A 22,382-nucleotide genomic window follows, 5' to 3' on the forward strand; every position below is an offset into this window, starting at 1 on the left:
AAAATACTCTCCTTCTCAGTTATTTGTAAGTTTCTATTGGCCACATAATCTCACCACTAAAGTCCAATTCTTCAGTGATTTCTTCATCTAATTCATAATCAAACAGCTTACATTCTTCTATTAATCTACTTATCATCAAGTTTCTTAATAATAAAATTGGCTTTTCTGAACAAATAGAATCTTTTAAGTACACTGTGATTTCTTCAGTATTGAAAGAAGCACTGTTCATAAGCAACATTTTAATCTTCAATTCTTTTGAGAGTAAGTATTTACCTTTATTATACTTATACCAAAAGAATAAAAAATGTTTCATATATTTTTGGATAGATTCTATCTCCTTACTATCTGAACGTTCAACATTCTTAATTCTTTCACCAACCTCTTCAATAAATTCCACAGCCAATTTTCTAGGAATTAACAAGCTAGGTTCTCTTGAACATATATAATAGTTTTGAATAAACTCAAGTGGATATTCTTCATCTACCAATTCAAGAACACTCTTCCCTAATTTCACATAGTTATCATATCTACTCTTTAATTCAATGTTATCCTTTAAAAGATAGTCTAAAGTAACCCCAAACTCTGTTCTTAATTTTTTAAATTTTCCAATGATGGCGTATACTTTTCGTTCTCCCACTGCACAATGATTTTTGTTGAAACACAAATTTTTTCAGCTAATTGCTCTTGTGTCATACCTTTAATTTTTCGTTCTTCTCTTATTTTTAAATGTACTCCCATCTGTCGAACCCTCCAATCTCAAAAAGTTCCAAATAGCCACCTATGTCATGTAATACAGCTTCTAGTTCTTCTAATAAATCTAAATGATTAACAGGATCCCTCTTTTCTTTAATCCCTAAATAACCTGCGCTATCATCATATATTCGTCTGTAGAATTGTTCCTCATTGTATGACCTATTATTATCTACCATCCAACGTTTACAAATGTCATAGGCTGCCTTACAATTATGGTAACTATCATCTTCAATTTTTAAATGATCCTCATAACAACGCATAATTAAATCATATTTTGGTGTTACAACCCAATCATTACTTCGTACAACTTCATATTTGTTAACAAACTCAGTAATATTTTCAACAGAGCAATCGTCACTTATATCTTTGCCAAACCTATAGTATCTCTCTCCATTGTTCATAGTTGGTTCTATTTCTTCAGAAACTAAATCCTCTATTGATACATCATATAATTCGCTTAGAAATGCCAAAACCTTTGGATCAATACTAGAAATTCCTGATTCCCAACGTTTAATTGTTTCCACTTGAAATGTTAATCCAATAGATTCCTCAATAATTTGCACTAACTTTTTCTTTGATAAACCTTTGTTTTTTCTCTCAATTTCAATTTGTTCATTTAATCTCATTCAATTTCCTCCCCTATTCACTATTCAATTCATAGATATATCTTACCAACATACGCGTATCTTATGAAGGAAGCTGAGTAGTGTAAAACACGTTATTTACTTCCTTTTCTAATATATTTATGGTGTTTCAGCTTTTAAATTTTATTGAATGACAATTCATTAGTCTTAAAAATAATACTTTACTCTATCTATTGAATTATATTTTCTCTTACGCGCTTTTATATACATATCTAATCCATCACCTTCTAGACGATCATTTAAAAATTCACTCCTCCATTTGGTACTAGATTCTACTTGTCCCTCAGTGAGCAATTTCTCAAATCCTCTGCTAAGAAGAATGCTGTGTATAAACTCAGCAGGTTGACTGGGATAAAAAAATTTATATTTTGTATATTCATCATTGCTTATAGGAAAAGCGATTAGCTCTATCCCTTTTAAAGTCAAATCATCTATTAAAAGATTTAACATTTGTGTAATCCAACCCCAAAAACAATAAAAATCTCTAACTATTTCACTATACTTATCGAAGTCGTTCATCATATTTCTTGAACTATTTAAATTTTTAAATTGTTTTTGCTCTTCTGATAACCTCTCAAATAGGTTATTTAACACTTTAGATTGTCTACCATATACTCTATGATAATCACAAAATTCTAAATAAATTTTTTCATTAGAGGAGATTAAATGATGAAGGTCATTTTCAAAATCTTGAACAGCTTTTCTTGGGAAAAGCACCATTTCTTCTCTTTGAACTAAATTATATTTGTTTAAAAACTCTTTACCGCTTACTTCATCAGTTAAGCTTAGCAACAGTTTCATCATTTCAATAAGTGATTCATTTTCTTTAATATGTACCTTACTATTATCTAATAAGTTGTCCATATCTATTTCAAGGATTGAACATAGCTCCTTCAATTTTCCAGTTGGAAAATTTCCTGTTCCTTGCTCACATTTCGCTATAATATTTTTATTTAAGCCTAATTTTTCGGCTAGCACATCCTGAGTTAAATTTTTATTTTTACGCGCTTCCCACAATTTATTGCCTAACCTTATCTTTCTCTCCTTCATAATTATTCTCCTCTCTATAAATAACGATACTTCTTAACATATTCATGACCAAATAGATTATTTGCTATTTTTTCCTCATACATTGCTTGACCAATATTATTTGTAAACCAATACAATTCTTCACTCAAACTTTCCTTAACTAATAGTAACTCTTGTGTGTCAAATATTAATCTCGGATCTAGTAAACTTCTTGTACCTATTGAATCATCTTCAATCTTAACTTTTGCTATCCAATTAATATCATCATCTTCTCTACCTTGTTCTATCCATTCAAATAAAAGATACACCATCGGAAAAATTGAACGATTTTTATAATTAGATAAATATGAATTCATACCTTTAAGCTCCAAATCATATCTAGGAACCATGTCTATATTATTTATTGGACTAATAAAATATAATGATAATAAATCATAATAATTGTTCATATGAGTATAGTCCTGAACGTCTTTTCCCAAGTTTAAAAGTTCTTCATCAGAATCAATAAGAGGACTAACTTCTTCATTTAACAACTCTGAACTACTGATGCGAAATACTTCGCTTAAGCACTGAATTTCTATAATTTTAGGAGGTTTTACTTGATTTTCCCATCTTTGAATTGTCCTTTCAGATACATTCAATTGTGTAATTTCAGAAAGCTTTTCTACTAAGTCTAATTGCGTCCACCCATTTCTCTTTCTTTCATACCTTATTTTGTCATTTATTTTCATAAAATCGCTCCTTTCAAGTCATAACTATATTTTAAAATAAAAAAGTTTTTATAAGAAGCATCCCATTGACCTAAATACCGGACAAAAAACAATAATTTTTATTAAAAAAAGCCAGAGCCCAAACAAGGCTTCTGGCTTCTATTCAAAAAATTATTCACAACTGCCTTCCGGCAATAATTTTTTATTGATACAGTCCCAATAATCAGCCACAATAAGATTTTTGACTAGTCAATTTCAAAGTGACTTCCTCTTAGCTTTTACAATGATGCAGATTATTATTGGTCTTTCGCAGTGAAGGCTTGTTTACCAATACTAATAATTTTAGTCTTTTTCTTCTTAAGCTCATCAATAATATTAATGGCATCGATATCTTTTGCGGTATATCCCATTATCACTTGTTCGTTTGATGTAACATTCGAAATTTTTGTGAATAAAGCTTCCATATCTTGCTCTATAATGCTATGTTGATTTGGTTCATCAAAGATAATTAATCCTGGATGATTTCCTTTGTTTTTATTTGAGGTTTCTAACAAAGCAATTGTAAACGCCCAAATTCCTCTAATATGATCACTTGCAGAAGAATCAAATTTCATATCATAACCCATAACTTCTGGAAGAAGTGTCTTATCCGAAATTTGTATTTTATCATAATCGTTTGTACTCTTGTAACCAAAAGCTTTAAGATTACTCACAAATTTTACTCGCAGATCATTCAATATTAGTTTGTCATTTGTAGATAGAACCTCTTTGTCTTGATTGCTTCTATCTTCTAAATATTGTTTCCATTGAATTCCAAGGTCATTAAAAAAATTTTTTATTTCTGCAAATTCTTGCTTCACAAATTTTAATTTTCGAACTTCCTCAGTCAAAATAACTTTTTTATATACGTCGCTCTCAGAGTATTCTCCACTAAGACTGTATATATCATTCCTAAGAGTCTTAATTAAAACTCTTAATTGTTTTCCTTTGAGCTCTAATTCTTTCTTTTTATATTCTAATTGGCTTACTTTATTTTTTTTCTGTTCTACTATTGCTTGAAATAAGACCAATTGAGATTTTAAGTGGCTTATATTTTCCTCTGAACTCATGACATTAGTTGGAACATCAACATCTAGCAATGTATCCTCTATACTCTGATGACATGTCGGACAAATTTTCTCAAATACAGAAAATTTTTCTTTTGAACCAAATTCTACTAGCTTAGAAATATCCTGATTATTTCGAATATCATCTTGAATAATTTCTATACCATTTATCAATTTTTTTATTTCATATTTTTCTAAGGTAATGTCTTTATTGATTAATGAAACTTTTTTTTCAAATTCTTGCAAATCCTCCAAGGTAGAGTTTAATTCATTCTGTAACCCTGCCTCATCTTTCAAATTTATTTTTTTTCCAAGTTCAATTTGATTTATTTTTGCTTCTTTATCAAGTATACTTTTTTCAAGTGAAATATCATCATTTTTGTCAACCAATTTAAGATTGTCAGAAACAATCATTTCAGGCTTATTATTAACACCAAAAAGAGCTAGCCCATTACTTTCACATAGCAAATTTGCCTTCATAAATAATTCTTTCCACTCAGATTCAATATTTTTTTTAGTATTATTCAATGTTATAAGTGCTTTTTCATTATTTAATGAATCTAAGTTTAAGATATATTCAATTACTCTTTTTTTAGGTGAAACTACACCATAGTTAGGAACTCTGGATAATATATCACTCCACCCTCTTTTTTGTTCTATAAACATAGACGCAAAAATAAACTGTAAGTACAGTTTTCGTTCATCTCTATCCTGACTAGGCACCCTTGGAAGCGTTAGTCCCATAAAATTTTCCAAGAATGTATAAAAACCTTTAGCACTTTGAGCTGAATTTTTTACGTGAAGGTACATATCTTCTTGCTTAACTTCAGTAGAATAGATGTCTTTCAAATTTGAATAATAAATTGTTATCAAATTCGTGCTACGATCTTCATCATTAGTTGATCTATATAAAGTAACTGTCTCATTACCATTGAAAATTTCTAAATATATTTTTCCACCAATAACTTTGTGATTGTTTTCTTTCTCATCTTTAATGGTATTATTAAATGCTGCACTTAAAACCTTTGAGCCCTTACCACCAATTATTTCTTCCATGCCTAGAGCATATATTATCGCTGAGATAACAGAGCTTTTCCCACTAGTATTTTCTTCACTTGTAATAATATTCACACCACTATTGAATTCCGATTTAAAGAAAAAAATCCTTTTATCGGTAAAAATTTCTATGTTTAAATTCCTTATACGCAACATCAAATCACCCCAATAAAGACTTCTCTATATTTGTAATTATTTTTTCTGTCAATTTTCCTGCCAAACTTGTTAAGAATATTTTTTCATCAATCAAAATATTTTCTTCAGATAAAATATCTTCAGAAAATTTTTTCCCTTTTTCAGTTAATCTAAAACATCCATTTTGTTGCTGTTCAATTATTTTATCTGCATGCATAAACTTCAGTGTTTTTGTAACTGTGGGATCATACCTTAATATTATCAAGCTATTCTCTTTATTCTCTACATAATTAAGTAGCTCAATCTTACTATTTTTAGAATACATATAATTATTTATCAAATGCAATTTTGTAACTGAACATCCTCTACCTCTACAACACATTTTTATTATTAAACTACAAACAGCAATTTTATAGCTTATCCTATATTTATACGGTACTGACTCTGCTTTTGAAGAGAACACTATGCCTTCTATTCCCTCAATATCTTCAACATATTCATTCTTCTTCATTTTTATCTGATCCTCCATAAAATTCCATTGAGCAATCTGCTAGCCATTTAGCTACTGTATGGTCTTGGATTCTCATAATTGTATCAGGAGTTAAGTAATCTACACTGTTTTCTAAGACCTCTCCATATTCTTTAGATAATTTTTTGTAGACCTCATTATTTAAGCTACTATCCGAATTCATTAATGTTTCTTCTTCAACTCTATTTTTAAATATAGTAGTAATCTTGTAAATATCATCTCGAATATCCGGAAATTCCTCTCCTAAATATTCCATTTCAAGGTTTCCACTAACATATCTTTTCATTTGAATATCTAAGAGTCTATTTTCCCTATCCTTATTTTGTGAAATTTCTGGAGATATAGCTCTAATTTTTCTTTTTACATTTTCCAATTTTTCAGACTCCACGTCATTCCAATCTACTTCCTCTGAAATAGCTGTATCTAATTTAACATCTGTTATTCCCAATCTTATCATCTGAGCCATCTCAACTTTAAAATCTGAGGCAACTTTTATAATAATCTGAAAATCATCTGAAATATAGCTTAGTTCAGAAGGCTTATTTTTTTTACAGCTCAAAACAAATTTTTCCTTTTTAGTAATATGCTCTAGTATTCTCCTATCTTTATAAGTTGGCACCATAAAAAGCCATTTACTAATATTACATAAACCTATCTTTTTCAAGACTTTATGGTTTTCTACAAACTTATTTATGTCTTCAGTCATTTTATCTCTCTGTGCTTCATATAATTGATTTATTGAAAGATTTGGATCGTCTGGACAATAACATTGTATTACAATTCCCTCTCCAGTTTTTGTAAAACCTTCAATACCACCATCTCCCTTATGATAGGCTGGAACTTCTTGAAAATGCTCATTTTGGAATCGTAATCTACAACATTTAACACATAAATCTTCCCAACTCGAACCGTCTAATTTTATATCTAATAATTCTAACATTTAACTCATCTCCTAACCAAGGCTTTAACAGAAATAAAGTTACCTCTATTTGGCTTTTCTCTTACAAGTTTAGAATTTATGGGGAAAATTTTATCATTCTCAATATATCTGACAAAGCTAATATTGAAATCTGGTTCAGAATCAACTAAAATTATTTCATTATCTAAATAATAATATTTTTTTTCAGTCATAATCTCCTCCCCTATTCATCTTTATATTAAGAAAATTTTTAATTAATTATTTATACATATTTATGTTATAGGGAATCACTGTCTATAAAAGCTTATACATTATTTATAATACAACATATATAAACTTTTTGGTAGATATATATTAGTTAATTATCTAAATTCCTTTATTTGACTATCTTAAAATTTAATAATGGCATTACTAAAATTCTTACAAAGCTGAGTATGACTATTATTTAGAATTTTACAAGCAACCAAAATCTCAATTTACTATTTTTCTTTCATTACAGGTTCAGTTTCTCCCTAAATTTACTTTAATATAACATGCTTTCTGTTCAAAAAAGCATTTTGTGTAATAAATTCACACAACTATTCTCACTCAAAACAAAAAATAAGCCATTCTCATTTTTAGAGAATAGCGCATTTTCTATATTTAATGACTTTTTAAAACAACTATTTCAGCTTCATTTTATTTTTTATCAACAACTCATATGGATTCACTTCTAACGCAAGAGCTATTTTTTCTATATTATCAATTGAAACATTTCGTTTTCCTCGTTCAATATCAGAGATATAGGTACGATGTAAATTACACGCAAAAGCAAGTCCTTCTTGGGATAGATTTTTATCTTGTCGAATCGCTTTAACATTATTCGCAAAAGTAACTCTCAATGAAGTCATATTGGCTCGTTTCCTTTCTCTTATTGACTGCGTTCTAACGTCATGATATAATCTTTGTATACTTTAAGTCTACAGACTATAAGTTACGTTTTTTTAATATCTAAATAAAAAATACTTTATTATTTAGCGCCAACTAAATAATAAAGTAATGATGGATAGCGTACACTATCAACCAAAAGAACTTTTTCCTAATCAATTAATAGGTTTATTTGCAATACTTTTCTATTGTAATAGACCTTGAAAATATAGGTGAAAAGCGGTGTTGGAGTGTATCCAATACCGCTTTTTATTTGCATATCGAGAAATAATAATAGTCAAGTTTAGATTTAAAGCAACAAAAAAAGTGGCTCTTCAAAGTTTAGCGCCAACCAAACAATGAAGACTTGTATGAATAGCGTACACTAAACATACAAGTTGCCACAAATATTGATGCATAATGCACCAATATCTCTTATTTTACCTAATTGTAAATAAATTATCTACTACTTTCTTTATTTGCTAGGTAAAATTTGAAAATTAGATGAGGAGGATTTTTTATGAACCAAGAAAACGGAACAGTACTTAAAACAAAAAATAAACAACCAGTCAAAGCAATTTCTTATCCAGACTTGTATCTTCTGAAAGAAACCCTTGAGCAACTCAAATCATGGACAGCTGTACTCGAATTGTTAGACGAGTTTTTTTCCAATAGACTGCTTCCAATAGACAAGAAAAAAATCATTAAAGAATTCTATTTTTTATCTCGGATCTATGGCATGCTTATCGATGATTTTTCAACTTGTACTGATGATTTGGAAAATCAAGTTGAGAAGTTGATGGTGAAAGAAAAAGTCAAAATCTCACAATAATTTATTTGCTATTTTGCTAGATTTTTAAGGATGAAAATAGAGTTTATTTACAGTAGCATCCTCGAACGGTGGCACGTTACGTTGAAAATTCTACGAGAACTAGGTAAAGTATTTGCTATTTTATGAGTCCTCAGGCACTGATAAAAGTACATGATCAATAAAAGAAATCAACAGCGACGTTAAGAAAACTTAGTGATCTGTTGATTTCTTATATAGTGTTCTATTTCTTTACAACGAACTTACTTAATTATTTCGATAAGATAGAGTTTTGCAACTTACATATCTCATCCATCATTCTTTTAATATCTCCTAATCTCTTGATAAAATACACGATTTGTAGGATTTCATCTCTTAGAAATTTAATTGATTTTTAAACTATTTTTATTAAACCTAAGTATAACAATGATATATTTTTTATTTCTAGATAAAGAAAAAAGACAGAAACGCCTTAATTAAAACGTTTCTGTCCTATAGCTCTAAATTTAACCAACTGACCCTTCCATCTCATAACTAATCAATCGATTCAACTCAACCGCATACTCCATCGGCAATTCCTTCGTAAACGGCTCCACAAATCCCATAACAATCATCTCAGTCGCTTCAACCTCAGTCAAACCACGACTCATCAAGTAATAAAGCTGCTCTTCCGAAATTTTCGAAACCTTCGCTTCATGCTCCAACGCTACTTGACTGTTATGAATCTCATTAAACGGAATCGTATCCGATTTCGATTTATCATCCATAATGATCGTATCACACTCAATATGTGAAATCGAGCCAGCACTATCTTTCCCAAAGGTTACTTGACCACGGTAATTCACTTCGCCGCCGTCTTTTGCAATTGATTTAGAAACGATCGAACTTGATGTGTTTGGTGCGTTATGAATCATTTTCGCACCTGTATCTTGAATTTGGTTTTCCCCAGCAAATGCAATTGAAAGCATTGTGCCGCGAGCGCCTTTTCCATCAAGATAAACACTTGGGTATTTCATCGTTGTTTTGGCACCTAAGTTACCATCAATCCACTCAACTGTTGCGCCTTCGTAAGCTTTGGCACGTTTTGTTACCAAGTTATAAACGTTGTCCGACCAGTTTTGGATCGTTGTATAACGTGTATACGCATCTTTATGGGTAAAGATCTCAACGATCGCAGCGTGTAGGCTATTGCTTGTATACGTAGGTGCTGTACAGCCTTCTACGTAGTGAACACTTGCGCCTTCATCCACGATAATCAGTGTACGTTCAAATTGTCCTGTGTTTTCCGCATTGATACGGAAATATGTTTGTAATGGCACATCCACACGAACACCTTTTGGTACATAGATAAACGTTCCACCAGACCAAACCGCTGAGTTTAATGCAGCTAATTTGTTATCTGTTGGTGGGACTAATTTTGCGAAGTATTTTTTGAATATATCTGGATACTCTTTCAACGCTGAATCTGTATCTGTAAAGATGATTCCTAATTTTTGGAATTCTTCTTTCATATTGTGGTAAACCACTTCTGATTCATATTGCGCTGAAGCTCCAGCTAGATACGCACGTTCTGCTTCTGGAATTCCGATTCTTTCAAAAGTTTCTTTGATTTTATCTGGTACATCATCCCAGTCACGAGCGGGTTTGTCGCTAGCTCTTTGGAAATATTTGATTTTTTCAAAATCGATATCAGATAAATCAGGTCCCCATTCTTGCATGGCCATTTTGTTGAATTGTTCCAATGATTTCAAACGGAACTCTAACATCCATTCTGGTTCTTCTTTCTTACGTGAAATTTCTCTAACGACTTCCTCTGTTAGTCCATTTCCCGTACTGAAAATTGGTTTCACATCATCATGAAAACCAAATTGATATTCTTCTAACTCAGGTACAGTACTCAAATTATCTCACGTCCTTTTCTTAGGTTGAGAATCAAGCGTTTAGGTTCGAGCTGTTGGACTAAAATAAGCACAATCCGTTTTTTTAGATTTTGATTATTTTAGGAAACAGCCGAGAACCTGCTTGACTTCTCACTGATTGGTTTAGGTTGAGAATCAGGTGTTTTGATTTGAGCAACTGGAGCTAGCAGCTTTAAATCCGCTTTTTGGATTAAAAGATGATAGGGAAGTTGCCGAAAATCAGCCTGATTTCTCACTGATTACTTAGGTTGAGAATCAGGCGGTTAGGTTCGAGCTGTTGGACTAAAATAAGCACAATCCGTTTTTTGGATTTTGATTATTTTGGGAAATAGCCGAGAACCTGCTTGACTTCTCACCGATTCAATTTATTCTTATTCTTCGCAGTGTAATTGTCCTGCGGTTCCTTGTCCGTCATTTTCAACTGCTTGTTCTAACGCTTTCCAAGCAAGTGTCGCACATTTAATCCGTGCTGGGAATTTTGCCACGCCGCTAAGCATCGCTGCATCACCTAATTTTTCTTCTTCTGGTACGTCATTTCCTTGTACCAATTGAGAAAAATCTTCTGCCAATTGTTCTGCTTCGGCTAGCGTCTTCCCAATCACTGCATCTGTCATCATACTGGCACTCGCTGTACTAATCGAACAACCACTTCCGCTAAAGGCAATATCTTTAATGACATTATCCTGAATAGCTACTTGCAATTCGATCACATCACCACAAGTCGGGTTATTCATTTCGATTTTCTTGCTTGATTCTGCCAACGTCCCATGATGATGAGGATGGCTAGAATGATCTAAGATCACTTGACGGTATAAATTATCTAATCTAGATAGAGCCATGTTGGAAAAACTCCTTTGTCGCTAAAATTGCTTCGATCAATCGATCCGCATCTGCTTTGGTATTATATAGGTAGAAACTCGCACGAGCTGTTGCTGGCACATTTAAATACTTCAATAATGGCTGCGCACAATGATGTCCTGCACGAACTGCCACCCCTTCCATATCTAATGCCGTCGCTGTATCATGAGGGTGTAATCCATCTAAGTTAAACGCCAAAACACCTGTATGATGCGCTGGATCTTGCGGTCCGTAAACAGTCAAACCTTCTATGGCCAATAGTTTTGGTAAAACATAAGCCACTAATTCAGCTTCATGCTGATGAATTTCTTCTAAACCAATTTCCGTTAGAAAATCAATTGACGCACCTAGAGCGATCGCTCCAGCAATATTTGGTGTTCCTGCCTCAAATTTCCAAGGCAGTTCTTTCCAAGTACTATCATACAAATTCACGAAATCGATCATTTCACCACCGGATTCTACTGGTTCCATTTGATCTAGTAATTCACGTTTTCCATATAATACACCAATTCCAGTTGGACCACACATTTTATGCCCGCTAAATGCGTAAAAGTCAGCATCAATTGCTTGAACATCCACTGGCATATGCGGTACTGCTTGGGCACCATCTACCACTAGAACAGCACCTTGATTGTGAGCTAATTCAGCTAGTTCTTTAACTGGATTGATCACACCTAAAACATTCGATACATGAGTGATAGAAACAATCTTGGTTTTATCCGTGATTTGTTTTTTCGCACTTTCCATATCTAAAAAGCCGTCTGCTGTGATCTCGATATATTTTAACGTTGCACCTTTACGTTCAGCCAACTGTTGCCAAGGAATGATATTGGAGTGATGTTCCATGTAGGAAATCACGATTTCATCCCCTGCTTCAACAGCTAAATCACCATAGCTTTTTGCAACCCAGTTTAAACTAGTGGTTGTCCCTCGTGTAAAGAGCGTTTCCGCTGTTTCTTTGGCATTGATAAAGGCTCTGACTTTTTCACGGGCGTCTTCGTAATCTTTTGTCGCTCGTTCTGCCAATGTATGCACACCACGGTGGACATTGGCGTTATCGTGTTCATAATAATAAGTCAGTGTATCTAAAACTGCTTTAGGCTTTTGAGTTGTTGCTGCATTATCCAGATAAACAAGCGGCTCGTCATTTACTTCTTGAAACAAGATGGGAAACTGCTGCCGAATCTTATCTGCGTTTATCATGCATTCAACTTCCCTTCAATTACGTCTACAAATTCTTTTTGAACATCTTTAACAGGAATCGCTGTGATTACTGAACCTAAGAAGCCACGAATAACCAAACGTTCCGCATCATCTTTACGTAGACCACGGCTCATTAAGTAGTACATTTCTTCTGGATCAACACGACCAACACTGGCTGCGTGTCCTGCTGTTACTTCATTTTCATCGATCAATAAAATCGGATTGGCATCACCACGTGCTTTGTCAGAAAGCATTAAGACACGACTTTCTTGTTGGGCATCTGCCCCTTTAGCACCTCTTAAGATATGACCGATTCCGTTGAATGTTAACGTACCACGTTCACGAATAACCCCATGTTGTAAAATGTGTCCCACTGAGTGAGATGCTTTATTTGTCACACGAGTATCTATTCCTTGTGTTTGTTTACCTGCACTGATTGCCACAACTTTAACTTCTGAATGAGAGCCTTCGCCCACTAAATCAGAATCAAAATCAGCAACCACGTCACCGTCATTCATCACGCCAAGCGCCCAATCGATAGAAGCATCACGCATGATATGACCACGACGGTTCATATAAGTTGAAACATTTTCGCCTAATTGATCCACAGCAGAATATTTCACTTTTGAACCAGCTTTTGCAATCACTTCAACCACGATATTCGCTGAAACTTTGACTTTTTGCTCACCAATTGTTTGGAATCGTTCTAAATAGCTAAACTCACTATGTTCGTCTGCTACGATCAATACATGTTTGAAAAATGATTCTTCGCTTTCTGAATCTTGAATAAAGATTGCTTCGATTGGTTCTTCAACGACAACATTTTTCGGTACATATAAGAACACACCGCTATTCATAAAGGCTGTATGGAAGGCTGTTAATTTATCTTCATCCATCTCAACCGCTTTGTTCATATAATATTCTTTGACTAAATCACCATGTTCTTGCAATGCTGTGAACATATCAGTGAAAATCACGCCTTGATCGGCTAATTTTGCTGAAAGTTGTTCAAAAGCTGTAATCGATCCTTGTTGTACAATTACTGGATTGTCTTTCATTGCATCAAAGCTTGGGATGTTCATTGTGTCAGGTGAATACTCTTCAGTATTCACATTAAACAAAGGCCAACGGTGAAATTTCACACGCTCGATCTTTGGTAATTCTAAGTTTCCAGCTTTTTCTAAAGCCGCTACACGTAAGTCCGTCATCCAAGTAGGCTCTTCGTTACGGGCTGAAAAAGCGTTGATGTCGTCAAGATAATTCGCTGTTGTTATTTCCTTCATTTATCTTGTCCTCCTTATGCTTCTTCTTTGTATTCGATACCTAATTCTTGGCTGATTCCAGCATAGCCTTCTGCTTCTAAACGTTTTGCTAGTTCGGCACCGCCAGTTTTAACCACACGGCCTTCCATCATGATATGCACAACATCTGGTGTAATGTAGTTTAATAGACGTTGGTAGTGAGTGATGATTAACGCACCAAAGTTTTCACCGCGCATTTCGTTTACGCCTTTTGACACAACTTTCAATGCATCGATATCTAGACCAGAATCGATTTCATCTAAAATCGCAAATGTTGGTTCCAACATCAATAATTGTAGGATTTCGTTACGTTTTTTCTCCCCACCAGAGAAGCCTTCGTTTAAGTAACGTTCAGCCATTTCTTCGGGCATATTTAAAAGTTCCATTTTTTTATCTAATTTTTTAATGAATTCCATTACTGAAATTTTGTCATCTTCGCCACGTTTGGCATTGATTGCCGCACGCATGAATTCAGCATTTGTAATTCCTGGAATTTCACTTGGGTATTGCATGGCAAGGAATAAACCTAAACGGGCACGTTCGTCCACTTCAAGGTCTAAAACATTTTCTCCGTCAAACAAGATTTCGCCTTCTGTGACTTCGTAATTAGGATTTCCCATGATCGCAGCTGATAAAGTAGATTTACCTGTTCCGTTTGGCCCCATGATTGCGTGGATTTCACCTGTTTTCATTGTCAGGTTCACACCTTTTAAAATCTTTTTATCTTCGATTGATACGTGTAAATTTTTAATTTCTAAAACGGACATGTACAATTCCCTCCAACTTAAAATAATTATTATCGTTCTCATTCATTTTAGCCTAATTGAGAATGATAAGCAATCTCTTTGCTAGAATAATTCTTGTTTAAACTAGGTTTTCTTTGTGAAAAAATGGACTTGTTTAGAATCTTTCTAAATTGACTATTGTTCTTCTATCTTCCTAATTCATTCTAATTCTTGCGTTTTATTTGTTAAAATTAATTTTTCCGTCAATATATAGAAACTTTATTAACGTTTACTCACACTTTTTGATTTCCAGTTTCCATTGTGAGATAATTTACAATGATTTTAGAATTGTTTTTACAAATGGAAAAGAGGTCTTTTAATGTCTAAAAAGGGAATTATCATCGTCAATCTGGGTACACCAGATAAACCAGAAACCAAGGAAGTTAGAGCTTATCTGAAACGTTTTTTAGGTGATAAACGGGTGATTGATACCCACCGTTTGATTTGGCTACCTATTTTACATGGAATTATTTTACGAACTAGACCTAAAAAGTCAGCCGCCTTGTACCAGAAAATCTGGCAAGAAGATGGTTCACCTTTACTTATCTATACCCAATCACAAACTAAACAATTACAAGAACGCTTCCCAAATCATGTAGTTCGCTATGCAATGTCTTATAGCCAACCATTGATTCCGGAAGTACTAAAAGAAATGCAGGATTTGGGTGTTACTGATTTAACGATCATCCCGCTTTATCCCCAATACTCAACAACAACAACTGCTCCGATTTTTGATGAAGTAGCTAAATTTTATTTGAAAGCTGAATCTATACCTAGCTTACATTTTATTCAATCATTTTATGATGAGCCCTTATATATTGAAGCATTAGCTAATCAAATCAAAAATGCCTTGGAAGAAAAGCCGATCGATAAAATTGTTTTTTCTTATCACGGGATTCCAGTTTCTTATGTGAAAAAAGGGGATCATTATTTAGAACACTGTAACCAAACAACACAAGCTGTAATGAAACAAGTCGGTGAAGTTCCTTTCATCAGCACGTTCCAATCAAAATTTGGCCCCGCTGAATGGCTAACTCCTGCTACTGATCAAACGTTAAAAGAGCTACCTAAACAAGGGGCTAAAAATATTTTGATCATCACACCAGGATTCGTTTCAGATTGTTTAGAAACAGTAGAAGAAATTGAACAAGAAAATTACGAGTATTTTATGGAAAATGGCGGTGAACATTTCCATTACATTCACCCATTTAATGCTGATCCGGTTTTTGTTGATATTTTGGAAAGCCTCATAGACTAAAATACTTATTACTTAATGACAAAAAATACTCTATAAAACCAAAAAAATGGTTTTATAGAGTATTTTTTATTCTTTAATTTATTTTACTGGTGTAATTGAACCATTCCACTTTTCTAAAATCCAATCTTGTATTTCTTTACTTTGTAGTGCAGACACTAATTTCTTTACACTCTCTTTGTCTTTATCTTCTTCACGCACTGCAATAATATTTGCAAACGGAGAATTTTCTTTTTCTATTAAAACGGCATCTTCTTTAGGTTCCAAACCTGCTTGATACGCAAAATTTGCATTAATAGCAACTAAATCTCCTTCTTCATTTTGATACGTAGTTGCAAGTAATTCTGGATTAACATCATGAACAAATTTTAAATTTTTAGGATTTTTTTCAATATCGTCAAAAGTTGCTGTAGCTAAATTCACACCACTCTTAACTTCAACTAGTCCTGCATCTTGTAGAATTGTGATGATTCTACCCCAATCAGATTTTGAATTAGACGTAATAATAGTTGCACCGTCTTTCAATTCTTTAATGTCTTTAATTTTTTTAGAATATAAGCCCATTAACTCAATGTGAATTTTACCAGCATTTGCAAACTTATACCCATTATCTTTGACTTGCTCATTAAAATATTGAATGTGTTGAAAATAGTTCGCATCTATTTCTCCTTCAGCTAAAGACTTGTTTGGTAGAATGTAATCACTAAATTTAACAATCTCCAAATCAATCCCTTCTTTTTTCAATATTGGTTTGACCTGTTCTAAAATTTCTGCATGGGGTGTTGGTGAAGCCCCAACTTTTAATACTGTATCATCTTTTTTGGTTGAACCGCCACATGCAGCTAAACCAAGAGTTAAAGCAACAACCGCCGCAAATCCAATTAGTTTCTTTTTCATAAAAAATCCTCCGTCTCTATTTATCTTTTATCTGTTCTTTTGGCAAAGAAATCTCCTAACCCTTGAACAATAAATACAATAACTAAAATAATAAGTGTTGCAACTAAAGTCACCGTAAGATTACCTAACTGATAGCCTTCTTGCCACGCTAAACCACCTAATCCGCCAGCACCAATTGCTCCAGCCATCGCCGTATAACCGATCATCGAAACACTTGTTACTGTCAGCCCTGAAATTAATGCTGGAATACTTTCAGGAATTAAAACTTTCCAAATCACTTGCCAATAATTAGCGCCCATAGCTTCGGCAGCCTCTAGAACCCCCGCATCTACTTCACGAAATGCAATTTCTACTAAACGAGCATAAAATGGAGCTGCTGATAAAACTAATGCAGGTATAGCCGCAGTTGCCCCAAGCATCGTCCCAACAATCATTTTTGTAAAAGGAATGATCAACACCATTAAAATCATAAAAGGTGTGGATCGAAAAATATTACTGATTAGCGAAATTACTGTGTACAAGATTTTAGCATACGTAGCTTCTTTCCTACGAGTAGTATATAGCAATAATCCTAATAATAACCCAATGACTAAAACAAATATCATTGAAATTAAAGTCATATACAATGTATCAAAAAATGCTTTTTGCATCGTTTCAACATTGATTTCCTCAAAATTGAAATACGTTTCTGAAAAACTTTTATTCATGAGTGAGCACCTCCACTCCTAACTCCCGTTTTTTAAAAAATTCAATCGCTCGTTCAACTTCAACAGGTTCTCCAAGTAAAATCACAGTAAGTGTTCCAAACGATCCTTCTTTTGTTTGCTTGACATCACCATGTAAAATTGAAATATCAATATTGAATTCACGAATGGCTTGAGAAATGACAGGTTCATTTGTACTTTCATTATCAAAATGTAATCCTAAAATTTTACTGTTTGGATTTTCTTTAATCAATTCTTCCAACAATTCTTCTGTGTCTTCTCTTGGTTCAAGTTCTTGTTGAACAAAACGTTTCGTCACAGCTTGCTTAGGGTTTCTAAAGACCTCTAAAACGTCGCCTTCTTCAACGATTTGACCAAGTTCCATTACAGCAACTTTATTACAAATCTTGCGAATAACATGCATTTCATGAGTAATCAATACAATCGTTAAGTTTAATGTTTTATTGATTTCTAACAACAGATCCAGTACTTCATCTGTCGTTTGTGGATCCAAAGCACTAGTTGCTTCATCACACAAAAGAATTTCTGGGTTGTTGGCTAATGCCCGAGCAATCCCCACACGTTGCTTTTGACCACCAGATAATTGACTTGGATAAGCATCTCCTCGGCCTTCCAAACCAACTAAGGTTAAAAGTTCTTGTGCTCGTTCTTTTCTCATATTCTTTGGGACATTCGCTAATTCTAAAGGCAACATGATGTTTTCCAAAATTGTTCTTGACCATAATAGGTTAAAGTGCTGGAAGATCATGCCGATTTTCTTACGAAACTGACGTAGATCTCGGTTAGCCATCTGAGCAATATTTTGACCTTGAATGATGACTTCTCCTTGTGTTGGTAATTCTAAACCGTTCAATAAACGGACTAAGGTACTTTTTCCTGCGCCGGAATAACCAACAATGCCGTAGATATCTCCTTGGTTAACAGTTAAAGAAATGTCATTAACTGCCGTTACTTGTCCGCTTTTGCCGGAAAATTGTTTTTTTACGTGTTGAAGTTCGATTAGAGGCATTTTCTTCCCTCCGCTTTCTTTTGTTTTGCTTCTTTTTTATTATACTACATGGTTTGTATTCTGTTGTGAAATAATCGATAGATTAATTTTTTTATCTATAATCTGGCAATTATTTCACCAAGCACTGTTCAACATCCATTTACTTTACAAATTGTGTTGAACATGCAAAAAGCTTCCGCCCTATGTCATTAATCTGACAAAAGGACGAAAGCTTGTCTTTCGTGTTACCACCTTGATTTACTATTATTTCACAATAATAGCCTTATACAGTACTTGAACTTCGTATACTGTTGTGCTGTAACGGGCACTCCCGTAATAAGTTCACATCCGCTCACTTATTCCGCTCAAAGACCATCTTCCATCTCAATCGTGTTACCCATTTTCAGCAAACAGGGCTCTCTTCAAACAGTTTTGACATGTACTCTTCTTTTCAAAGCTTTCACTTTATATTGATGAAATTATAGCAACATCCAAATGCCTTGTCAATGATTTTTACGCTTGTTCCAATTCTTCTTCATTCACATTTGTTAAAATGGCGATCCAAGCATTGTTTTGATCTGTGTCATCTAAAAGACTAGGATTATTTTCTGCTGCTTCATTTATAGCAACAATCGTTCCACTGACTGGTGAACTAAATTCACTGACAGCTTTTTCAGCTTCCAATTCAATCAGTGAATCACCTTTTTCCAATGTTTGACCAACTTTTGGCATTGTTGCAAAAGTAATATTTCCTAAATCTTCTTGGGCCTCATTTGTCAAACCAATTTTATAGCCCTCACTTGTTTTTAAGAGCCATAAACTATCAATAATCTTTAATTCTTCAGCCATTATTTAATAGCTCCTTCATAATCAGATTCTTTAAATCCGTTTGCTAAAAATTGGTCTCCCTTAACAAAAATCGGACGTTTGATCAACATACCGTCAGTCGCTAGTAATTCACTTGCTTCTTTGATTGAAAAATCATTGACTTTGTCTTTCAAACCTTGCTCTCTATAGCGGATACCACTTGTATTAAAGAAGCGGCGAACTGGCAAATCACTTTGTTCCATCCAACTTGCTAATTGTTTCGCTGTTGGAGGATTTTCGATCATATCAATCGTTTCGTATTTCACTTGATGCTCATCTAACCAAACCTTTGCTTTTTTACAAGTTGAACATTTGGGATACCAGAAAAATGTATACATTTAAACGCCTTCTTTCAATTAATATTCTTTAATTGTTGCTTCTTTTTGATACTTCATTGACATAATTAATCCTACTCCAAGCATATTGCCCAAGACCGAAGAACCACCTTGGCTGATAAATGGCAACGGAATCCCTGTTAAAGGTAAAAGTCCAATATTAGCACCAATATTCTCAAATACATGGAATAAAATCATCATAATAATCCCAGTTGCAATATAAGAATAAAACTCATTATTTGTGTCAAAACAAACACGAATCATGCGGTAAATCAAGATAAAGTATAGCAAAATGATAAAGCAACCGCCAATAAAACCAAAGTTTTCTCCTACAACGGTAAAGATCATATCAGATTCTCTTACAGGGACATAAACATCACTTACATTAAATCCTTTACCGAATAAGCCTCCTGAACCAATTGCTGTTAATGCCAATGCAGGTTGTTGAGAACGATTAGGATCATGATGGAAAGGTTTCATCCATAAATCGATTCGGTCAAACTGATAAGGTTTAAATCCAACAGAATAAAGAAAATCACGTCCCGCAGTTGTTGTCACTAAATAGATCGTCCCAGCGCCTATCAGAATCGCCACTAAAAATGTCGGTATAATAATCTTCCAGGAAATACCAGACATCAAAAATACACCGCCGAAAATAGCAAGAAAGACTAACATCGTTCCAAAATCATCTTGTAATAATATTAGAATGATAACCGGCATTGTAACTAAAAGCATCTTACCAATCAACCAAAAATCCGATTTTAATGTCCGATTGACATTCTTCACATTATGCAAGGTCACAACATAAGCCAACATCAAGATAAATGCAATTTTCATTAATTCTGAAGGCTGAAACGTTGTCCCTCCGAAACTGATCCAGTTTTTAGAACCAGTCTGAGCTTCAAGATAGGGGTCATAAAACTTTAACAATAGCCCCATCATAATCAATCCGATTACATAAAAAACAGGGGTTAGCCGCCAAAGCAACTTGGAATTAAAGTGCATCACAACCACAATACTCGCACCACCTACCAAATACCATAACCCTTGTTTAAACAACATAGGCACAATATCTGGTCGAAGCGGGTCATTACTTAATGCTACATATAGTGAAAGTATTCCAATAATCGAAAGAAGAAACACGGGTAAAATCACACCGTAATCAATTCTGTTATCTAAACTATTTCTTAATTTATTTTTATTCATTCGTCATCCCTTTTCCTTAAATCATACGCCTTTTATTATAACTTTCAATAGAAAGAAAAGAAAGTATAGACTGGATGATTTTGGAAAAACTTTAGGTAATTGACAAAAATCCGCCTAATCTATCTTTATCTAGATTAAAATACTAAAGTTTTATATTTTCCAGATAGAAAAATAAGGCGTATTTCACAAAATTCATTATGAAATACGCCTTATTAATTCTCGCTGTATTAAGCAATTCTGACCCAAATATAAACAGTTTTATATGGTTGTAGATTGTTCGCTAAATCAGTATAACCTGCAAGTCTAGTTCCTAATTTAAATTCTTCATTATTAGCTAATGCTTTAAAATCGACCGCTTTGGTAGTACCTTTATATGCTGGTATTTCTCCAATACTATTATTAGCCAAAACAGAGCCTGAGATTTGCAATTGAGCATACCCTTGACTTAATCCATGGATATGTTCCTTCTTACCACCTATTTTCCCTGCAGTGAAATCACTATCTCCCTCATCTACTCCCACTAATACTTTTCCTTTAATTCGTTCCCAAGTTCCACCAAATAAAGTTGATGGATCACTATCATTTACACTTTGAAATACACTGCCTACTGGATACAATGCTTTTGCTAAGATAGAGAAATTCTCCTGAATCGCTTCCGCTCCGTTTTCCATTCCTCTATAAATTTTTTCTAAATCCATATTTTTTTCCTCCTTTTTTATCTACGTAATTCAAAAATAATTGAACGTAAATTATCTTCGTCTATGATCAGATAATGCAGGTCATCCAACATTATCATTTTTGCATCTGTTTTGTAATCAATTGGTAAAGAGATAATACTTGTTCTTGAATCAATATGCGTCACCTGACTAGGAATCGATTGACTAGCTGAACCACCAAATAATCCTTCTGGCTCTGTTCCTAACTTCATTACTCCAATACCATGGGTCCAAGTTCTCACATTAATTTCAGGCTGAAGGCCTAGTTCATGATTGATCGTTACATCAAAACCCACTGGTAAAAATTTAACAAGTAATTGTTCTATATTCTCTAGTCGATCATCTAATACTGGAAATTTTCCATATATATCACTGTTTCGTGCATTGATGACTTCACTGTCGACTGTTGCATTTTGCTGAACGTCTCTAAACTGATCTTCTATTTTGGTTTGACGTTGCTCAACTTGAGTTTGTCTTTTTTCTGTTTTCTCAGCAATCTCTTTAATTCGGTTGAATAAAACACTTGAATATTCGGAGATTCTGGCAATTGATTCTCTTACATGGCGGCGCCACATTTTTGTTCTAACCCATAAGGCATATTTTTGGGTCAACGGGTCGATGACACCAAACTTGATGGCTTCTTCAATTTCTTCCACATCTGTAGGGTCTTTGTAGTCCACCTCATGATTTTCACCTGTGGGTTGTGTATCGTAAAATTTTTGTTCCGACATT

Annotated in this window: 25 protein-coding genes and 1 other annotated feature; of the genes, 2 read left to right on the forward strand and 23 right to left on the reverse strand. The window is 33.7% G+C overall.

What is annotated here, in order from left to right; genetic code table 11:
* Positions 1–19: 19 nt before the first annotated feature.
* From BCR23_RS07185 to BCR23_RS07225, 10 genes are all read right to left on the reverse strand, one after another.
* A complete protein-coding gene (locus BCR23_RS07185; protein ID WP_143140068.1) occupies positions 20–637 on the reverse strand; it encodes a hypothetical protein in 618 nt (205 codons plus the stop codon).
* Complete coding sequence (locus BCR23_RS14485; RefSeq protein ID WP_083241912.1) at positions 589–738, reverse strand: helix-turn-helix transcriptional regulator; 150 nt, start codon at positions 736–738, stop codon at positions 589–591. Before BCR23_RS14485 ends, BCR23_RS07185 begins: the two co-directional genes overlap by 49 nt.
* A complete protein-coding gene (locus BCR23_RS07190) occupies positions 723–1,379 on the reverse strand; it encodes a helix-turn-helix domain-containing protein (RefSeq protein ID WP_069634812.1) in 657 nt (218 codons plus the stop codon). Before BCR23_RS07190 ends, BCR23_RS14485 begins: the two co-directional genes overlap by 16 nt.
* A 165-nt stretch (positions 1,380–1,544) precedes the next feature.
* The gene (locus BCR23_RS07195; protein ID WP_069634813.1) at positions 1,545–2,447 is read right to left on the reverse strand and encodes a helix-turn-helix domain-containing protein; all 903 of its coding nucleotides are present in this window, start codon (positions 2,445–2,447) and stop codon (positions 1,545–1,547) included.
* Between the two features lie 14 nt (positions 2,448–2,461).
* A complete protein-coding gene (locus tag BCR23_RS07200) occupies positions 2,462–3,157 on the reverse strand; it encodes a helix-turn-helix domain-containing protein (protein ID WP_069634814.1) in 696 nt (231 codons plus the stop codon).
* 275 nt (positions 3,158–3,432) lie between these two features.
* Positions 3,433–5,454 (reverse strand): hypothetical protein, encoded by a 2,022-nt coding sequence (locus tag BCR23_RS07205; RefSeq protein WP_069634815.1) that lies wholly within the window; start codon positions 5,452–5,454, stop codon positions 3,433–3,435.
* A gap of 4 nt (positions 5,455–5,458) precedes the next feature.
* On the reverse strand, positions 5,459–5,944 hold the full coding sequence (locus BCR23_RS07210; RefSeq protein WP_069634816.1) for a hypothetical protein: 486 nt from the start codon (positions 5,942–5,944) through the stop codon (positions 5,459–5,461).
* Positions 5,931–6,902 (reverse strand): hypothetical protein, encoded by a 972-nt coding sequence (locus tag BCR23_RS07215; protein WP_069634817.1) that lies wholly within the window; start codon positions 6,900–6,902, stop codon positions 5,931–5,933. Before BCR23_RS07215 ends, BCR23_RS07210 begins: the two co-directional genes overlap by 14 nt.
* 5 nt (positions 6,903–6,907) lie before the next feature.
* Positions 6,908–7,093: a hypothetical protein gene (locus BCR23_RS07220; RefSeq protein ID WP_069634818.1), complete on the reverse strand. Its 186-nt coding sequence runs from the start codon at positions 7,091–7,093 to the stop codon at positions 6,908–6,910.
* A 450-nt stretch (positions 7,094–7,543) separates the two neighbouring features.
* The gene (locus BCR23_RS07225) at positions 7,544–7,771 is read right to left on the reverse strand and encodes a helix-turn-helix domain-containing protein (RefSeq protein WP_069634819.1); all 228 of its coding nucleotides are present in this window, start codon (positions 7,769–7,771) and stop codon (positions 7,544–7,546) included.
* Positions 7,772–8,307: 536 nt separating this feature from the next.
* Here BCR23_RS07225 and BCR23_RS07230 point away from each other — a divergent pair.
* Positions 8,308–8,619 carry a hypothetical protein gene (locus BCR23_RS07230; protein WP_069634820.1) on the forward strand — a complete coding sequence of 104 codons (312 nt, stop codon included), beginning with the start codon at positions 8,308–8,310 and terminating at the stop codon, positions 8,617–8,619.
* A 482-nt stretch (positions 8,620–9,101) separates the two neighbouring features.
* Here BCR23_RS07230 and sufB read toward each other — a convergent pair whose 3' ends face one another.
* The 5 genes from sufB to sufC all read right to left on the reverse strand — a co-directional run bounded on the left by sufB (position 9,102) and on the right by sufC (position 14,643).
* Positions 9,102–10,496 (reverse strand): Fe-S cluster assembly protein SufB, encoded by a 1,395-nt coding sequence (gene sufB / locus BCR23_RS07235; protein WP_010772886.1) that lies wholly within the window; start codon positions 10,494–10,496, stop codon positions 9,102–9,104.
* A gap of 389 nt (positions 10,497–10,885) precedes the next feature.
* Positions 10,886–11,353, reverse strand: coding sequence for a Fe-S cluster assembly sulfur transfer protein SufU (gene sufU, locus BCR23_RS07240; RefSeq protein ID WP_069634821.1), 468 nt, complete (start codon positions 11,351–11,353; stop codon positions 10,886–10,888).
* On the reverse strand, positions 11,340–12,575 hold the full coding sequence (locus tag BCR23_RS07245) for a cysteine desulfurase (RefSeq protein WP_069634822.1): 1,236 nt from the start codon (positions 12,573–12,575) through the stop codon (positions 11,340–11,342). The genes sufU and BCR23_RS07245 overlap by 14 nt, the downstream gene beginning before the upstream one ends.
* On the reverse strand, positions 12,572–13,858 hold the full coding sequence (gene sufD, locus BCR23_RS07250; RefSeq protein WP_069634823.1) for a Fe-S cluster assembly protein SufD: 1,287 nt from the start codon (positions 13,856–13,858) through the stop codon (positions 12,572–12,574). The genes BCR23_RS07245 and sufD overlap by 4 nt, the downstream gene beginning before the upstream one ends.
* Positions 13,859–13,872: 14 nt before the next feature.
* Positions 13,873–14,643: a Fe-S cluster assembly ATPase SufC gene (sufC, locus tag BCR23_RS07255; RefSeq protein WP_069634824.1), complete on the reverse strand. Its 771-nt coding sequence runs from the start codon at positions 14,641–14,643 to the stop codon at positions 13,873–13,875.
* A gap of 337 nt (positions 14,644–14,980) precedes the next feature.
* Between sufC and hemH the strand changes: the two genes are divergently transcribed.
* A complete protein-coding gene (gene hemH, locus BCR23_RS07260; protein ID WP_069634825.1) occupies positions 14,981–15,919 on the forward strand; it encodes a ferrochelatase in 939 nt (312 codons plus the stop codon).
* 78 nt (positions 15,920–15,997) lie between these two features.
* Here hemH and BCR23_RS07265 read toward each other — a convergent pair whose 3' ends face one another.
* The 8 genes from BCR23_RS07265 to BCR23_RS07300 all read right to left on the reverse strand — a co-directional run bounded on the left by BCR23_RS07265 (position 15,998) and on the right by BCR23_RS07300 (position 22,381).
* Positions 15,998–16,813: a MetQ/NlpA family ABC transporter substrate-binding protein gene (locus tag BCR23_RS07265; protein WP_069634826.1), complete on the reverse strand. Its 816-nt coding sequence runs from the start codon at positions 16,811–16,813 to the stop codon at positions 15,998–16,000.
* A gap of 20 nt (positions 16,814–16,833) precedes the next feature.
* Positions 16,834–17,520 carry a methionine ABC transporter permease gene (locus BCR23_RS07270; RefSeq protein WP_069634827.1) on the reverse strand — a complete coding sequence of 229 codons (687 nt, stop codon included), beginning with the start codon at positions 17,518–17,520 and terminating at the stop codon, positions 16,834–16,836.
* A complete protein-coding gene (locus BCR23_RS07275) occupies positions 17,513–18,547 on the reverse strand; it encodes a methionine ABC transporter ATP-binding protein (RefSeq protein WP_069634828.1) in 1,035 nt (344 codons plus the stop codon). The genes BCR23_RS07270 and BCR23_RS07275 overlap by 8 nt, the downstream gene beginning before the upstream one ends.
* 197 nt (positions 18,548–18,744) lie before the next feature.
* Positions 18,745–18,990 (reverse strand) — a binding site (T-box leader).
* 49 nt (positions 18,991–19,039) lie between these two features.
* Positions 19,040–19,375 carry a glycine cleavage system H family protein gene (locus BCR23_RS07280; RefSeq protein WP_069634829.1) on the reverse strand — a complete coding sequence of 112 codons (336 nt, stop codon included), beginning with the start codon at positions 19,373–19,375 and terminating at the stop codon, positions 19,040–19,042.
* The gene (locus tag BCR23_RS07285; RefSeq protein ID WP_069634830.1) at positions 19,375–19,731 is read right to left on the reverse strand and encodes an arsenate reductase family protein; all 357 of its coding nucleotides are present in this window, start codon (positions 19,729–19,731) and stop codon (positions 19,375–19,377) included. Before BCR23_RS07285 ends, BCR23_RS07280 begins: the two co-directional genes overlap by 1 nt.
* Before the next feature lie 18 nt (positions 19,732–19,749).
* Positions 19,750–20,934, reverse strand: a complete 1,185-nt coding sequence (locus tag BCR23_RS07290; protein WP_069634831.1) for an FtsW/RodA/SpoVE family cell cycle protein — start codon at positions 20,932–20,934, stop codon at positions 19,750–19,752.
* Positions 20,935–21,161: 227 nt separating this feature from the next.
* Positions 21,162–21,632, reverse strand: coding sequence for a phage baseplate protein (locus BCR23_RS07295; protein ID WP_069634832.1), 471 nt, complete (start codon positions 21,630–21,632; stop codon positions 21,162–21,164).
* A 17-nt stretch (positions 21,633–21,649) separates the two neighbouring features.
* Complete coding sequence (locus BCR23_RS07300; protein WP_069634833.1) at positions 21,650–22,381, reverse strand: hypothetical protein; 732 nt, start codon at positions 22,379–22,381, stop codon at positions 21,650–21,652.
* Position 22,382: the final 1 nt, after the last annotated feature.

Source organism: Enterococcus quebecensis, from assembly GCF_001730365.1.
Taxonomy (GTDB): domain Bacteria; phylum Bacillota; class Bacilli; order Lactobacillales; family Enterococcaceae; genus Enterococcus_L; species Enterococcus_L quebecensis.

Bases quoted from the DNA above. Each gene is read 5' to 3' on its own strand.
- BCR23_RS07265 (WP_069634826.1), bottom strand. From the start codon at position 16,813: ATGAAAAAGAAACTAATTGGATTTGCGGCGGTTGTTGCTTTAACTCTT.
- sufD (WP_069634823.1), bottom strand. From the start codon at position 13,858: ATGAAGGAAATAACAACAGCGAATTATCTTGACGACATCAACGCTTTT.
- BCR23_RS07230 (WP_069634820.1), top strand. From the start codon at position 8,308: ATGAACCAAGAAAACGGAACAGTACTTAAAACAAAAAATAAACAACCA.
- BCR23_RS07280 (WP_069634829.1), bottom strand. From the start codon at position 19,375: ATGGCTGAAGAATTAAAGATTATTGATAGTTTATGGCTCTTAAAAACA.
- hemH (WP_069634825.1), top strand. From the start codon at position 14,981: ATGTCTAAAAAGGGAATTATCATCGTCAATCTGGGTACACCAGATAAA.
- BCR23_RS07225 (WP_069634819.1), bottom strand. From the start codon at position 7,771: ATGACTTCATTGAGAGTTACTTTTGCGAATAATGTTAAAGCGATTCGA.
- BCR23_RS07295 (WP_069634832.1), bottom strand. From the start codon at position 21,632: ATGGATTTAGAAAAAATTTATAGAGGAATGGAAAACGGAGCGGAAGCG.
- BCR23_RS07200 (WP_069634814.1), bottom strand. From the start codon at position 3,157: ATGAAAATAAATGACAAAATAAGGTATGAAAGAAAGAGAAATGGGTGG.
- BCR23_RS14485 (WP_083241912.1), bottom strand. From the start codon at position 738: ATGGGAGTACATTTAAAAATAAGAGAAGAACGAAAAATTAAAGGTATG.
- BCR23_RS07270 (WP_069634827.1), bottom strand. From the start codon at position 17,520: ATGAATAAAAGTTTTTCAGAAACGTATTTCAATTTTGAGGAAATCAAT.
- sufU (WP_069634821.1), bottom strand. From the start codon at position 11,353: ATGGCTCTATCTAGATTAGATAATTTATACCGTCAAGTGATCTTAGAT.
- BCR23_RS07300 (WP_069634833.1), bottom strand. From the start codon at position 22,381: ATGTCGGAACAAAAATTTTACGATACACAACCCACAGGTGAAAATCAT.
- BCR23_RS07205 (WP_069634815.1), bottom strand. From the start codon at position 5,454: ATGTTGCGTATAAGGAATTTAAACATAGAAATTTTTACCGATAAAAGG.
- BCR23_RS07195 (WP_069634813.1), bottom strand. From the start codon at position 2,447: ATGAAGGAGAGAAAGATAAGGTTAGGCAATAAATTGTGGGAAGCGCGT.
- BCR23_RS07275 (WP_069634828.1), bottom strand. From the start codon at position 18,547: ATGCCTCTAATCGAACTTCAACACGTAAAAAAACAATTTTCCGGCAAA.
- BCR23_RS07290 (WP_069634831.1), bottom strand. From the start codon at position 20,934: ATGAATAAAAATAAATTAAGAAATAGTTTAGATAACAGAATTGATTAC.
- BCR23_RS07245 (WP_069634822.1), bottom strand. From the start codon at position 12,575: ATGATAAACGCAGATAAGATTCGGCAGCAGTTTCCCATCTTGTTTCAA.
- sufC (WP_069634824.1), bottom strand. From the start codon at position 14,643: ATGTCCGTTTTAGAAATTAAAAATTTACACGTATCAATCGAAGATAAA.
- BCR23_RS07285 (WP_069634830.1), bottom strand. From the start codon at position 19,731: ATGTATACATTTTTCTGGTATCCCAAATGTTCAACTTGTAAAAAAGCA.
- BCR23_RS07215 (WP_069634817.1), bottom strand. From the start codon at position 6,902: ATGTTAGAATTATTAGATATAAAATTAGACGGTTCGAGTTGGGAAGAT.
- BCR23_RS07210 (WP_069634816.1), bottom strand. From the start codon at position 5,944: ATGAAGAAGAATGAATATGTTGAAGATATTGAGGGAATAGAAGGCATA.
- BCR23_RS07190 (WP_069634812.1), bottom strand. From the start codon at position 1,379: ATGAGATTAAATGAACAAATTGAAATTGAGAGAAAAAACAAAGGTTTA.
- BCR23_RS07220 (WP_069634818.1), bottom strand. From the start codon at position 7,093: ATGACTGAAAAAAAATATTATTATTTAGATAATGAAATAATTTTAGTT.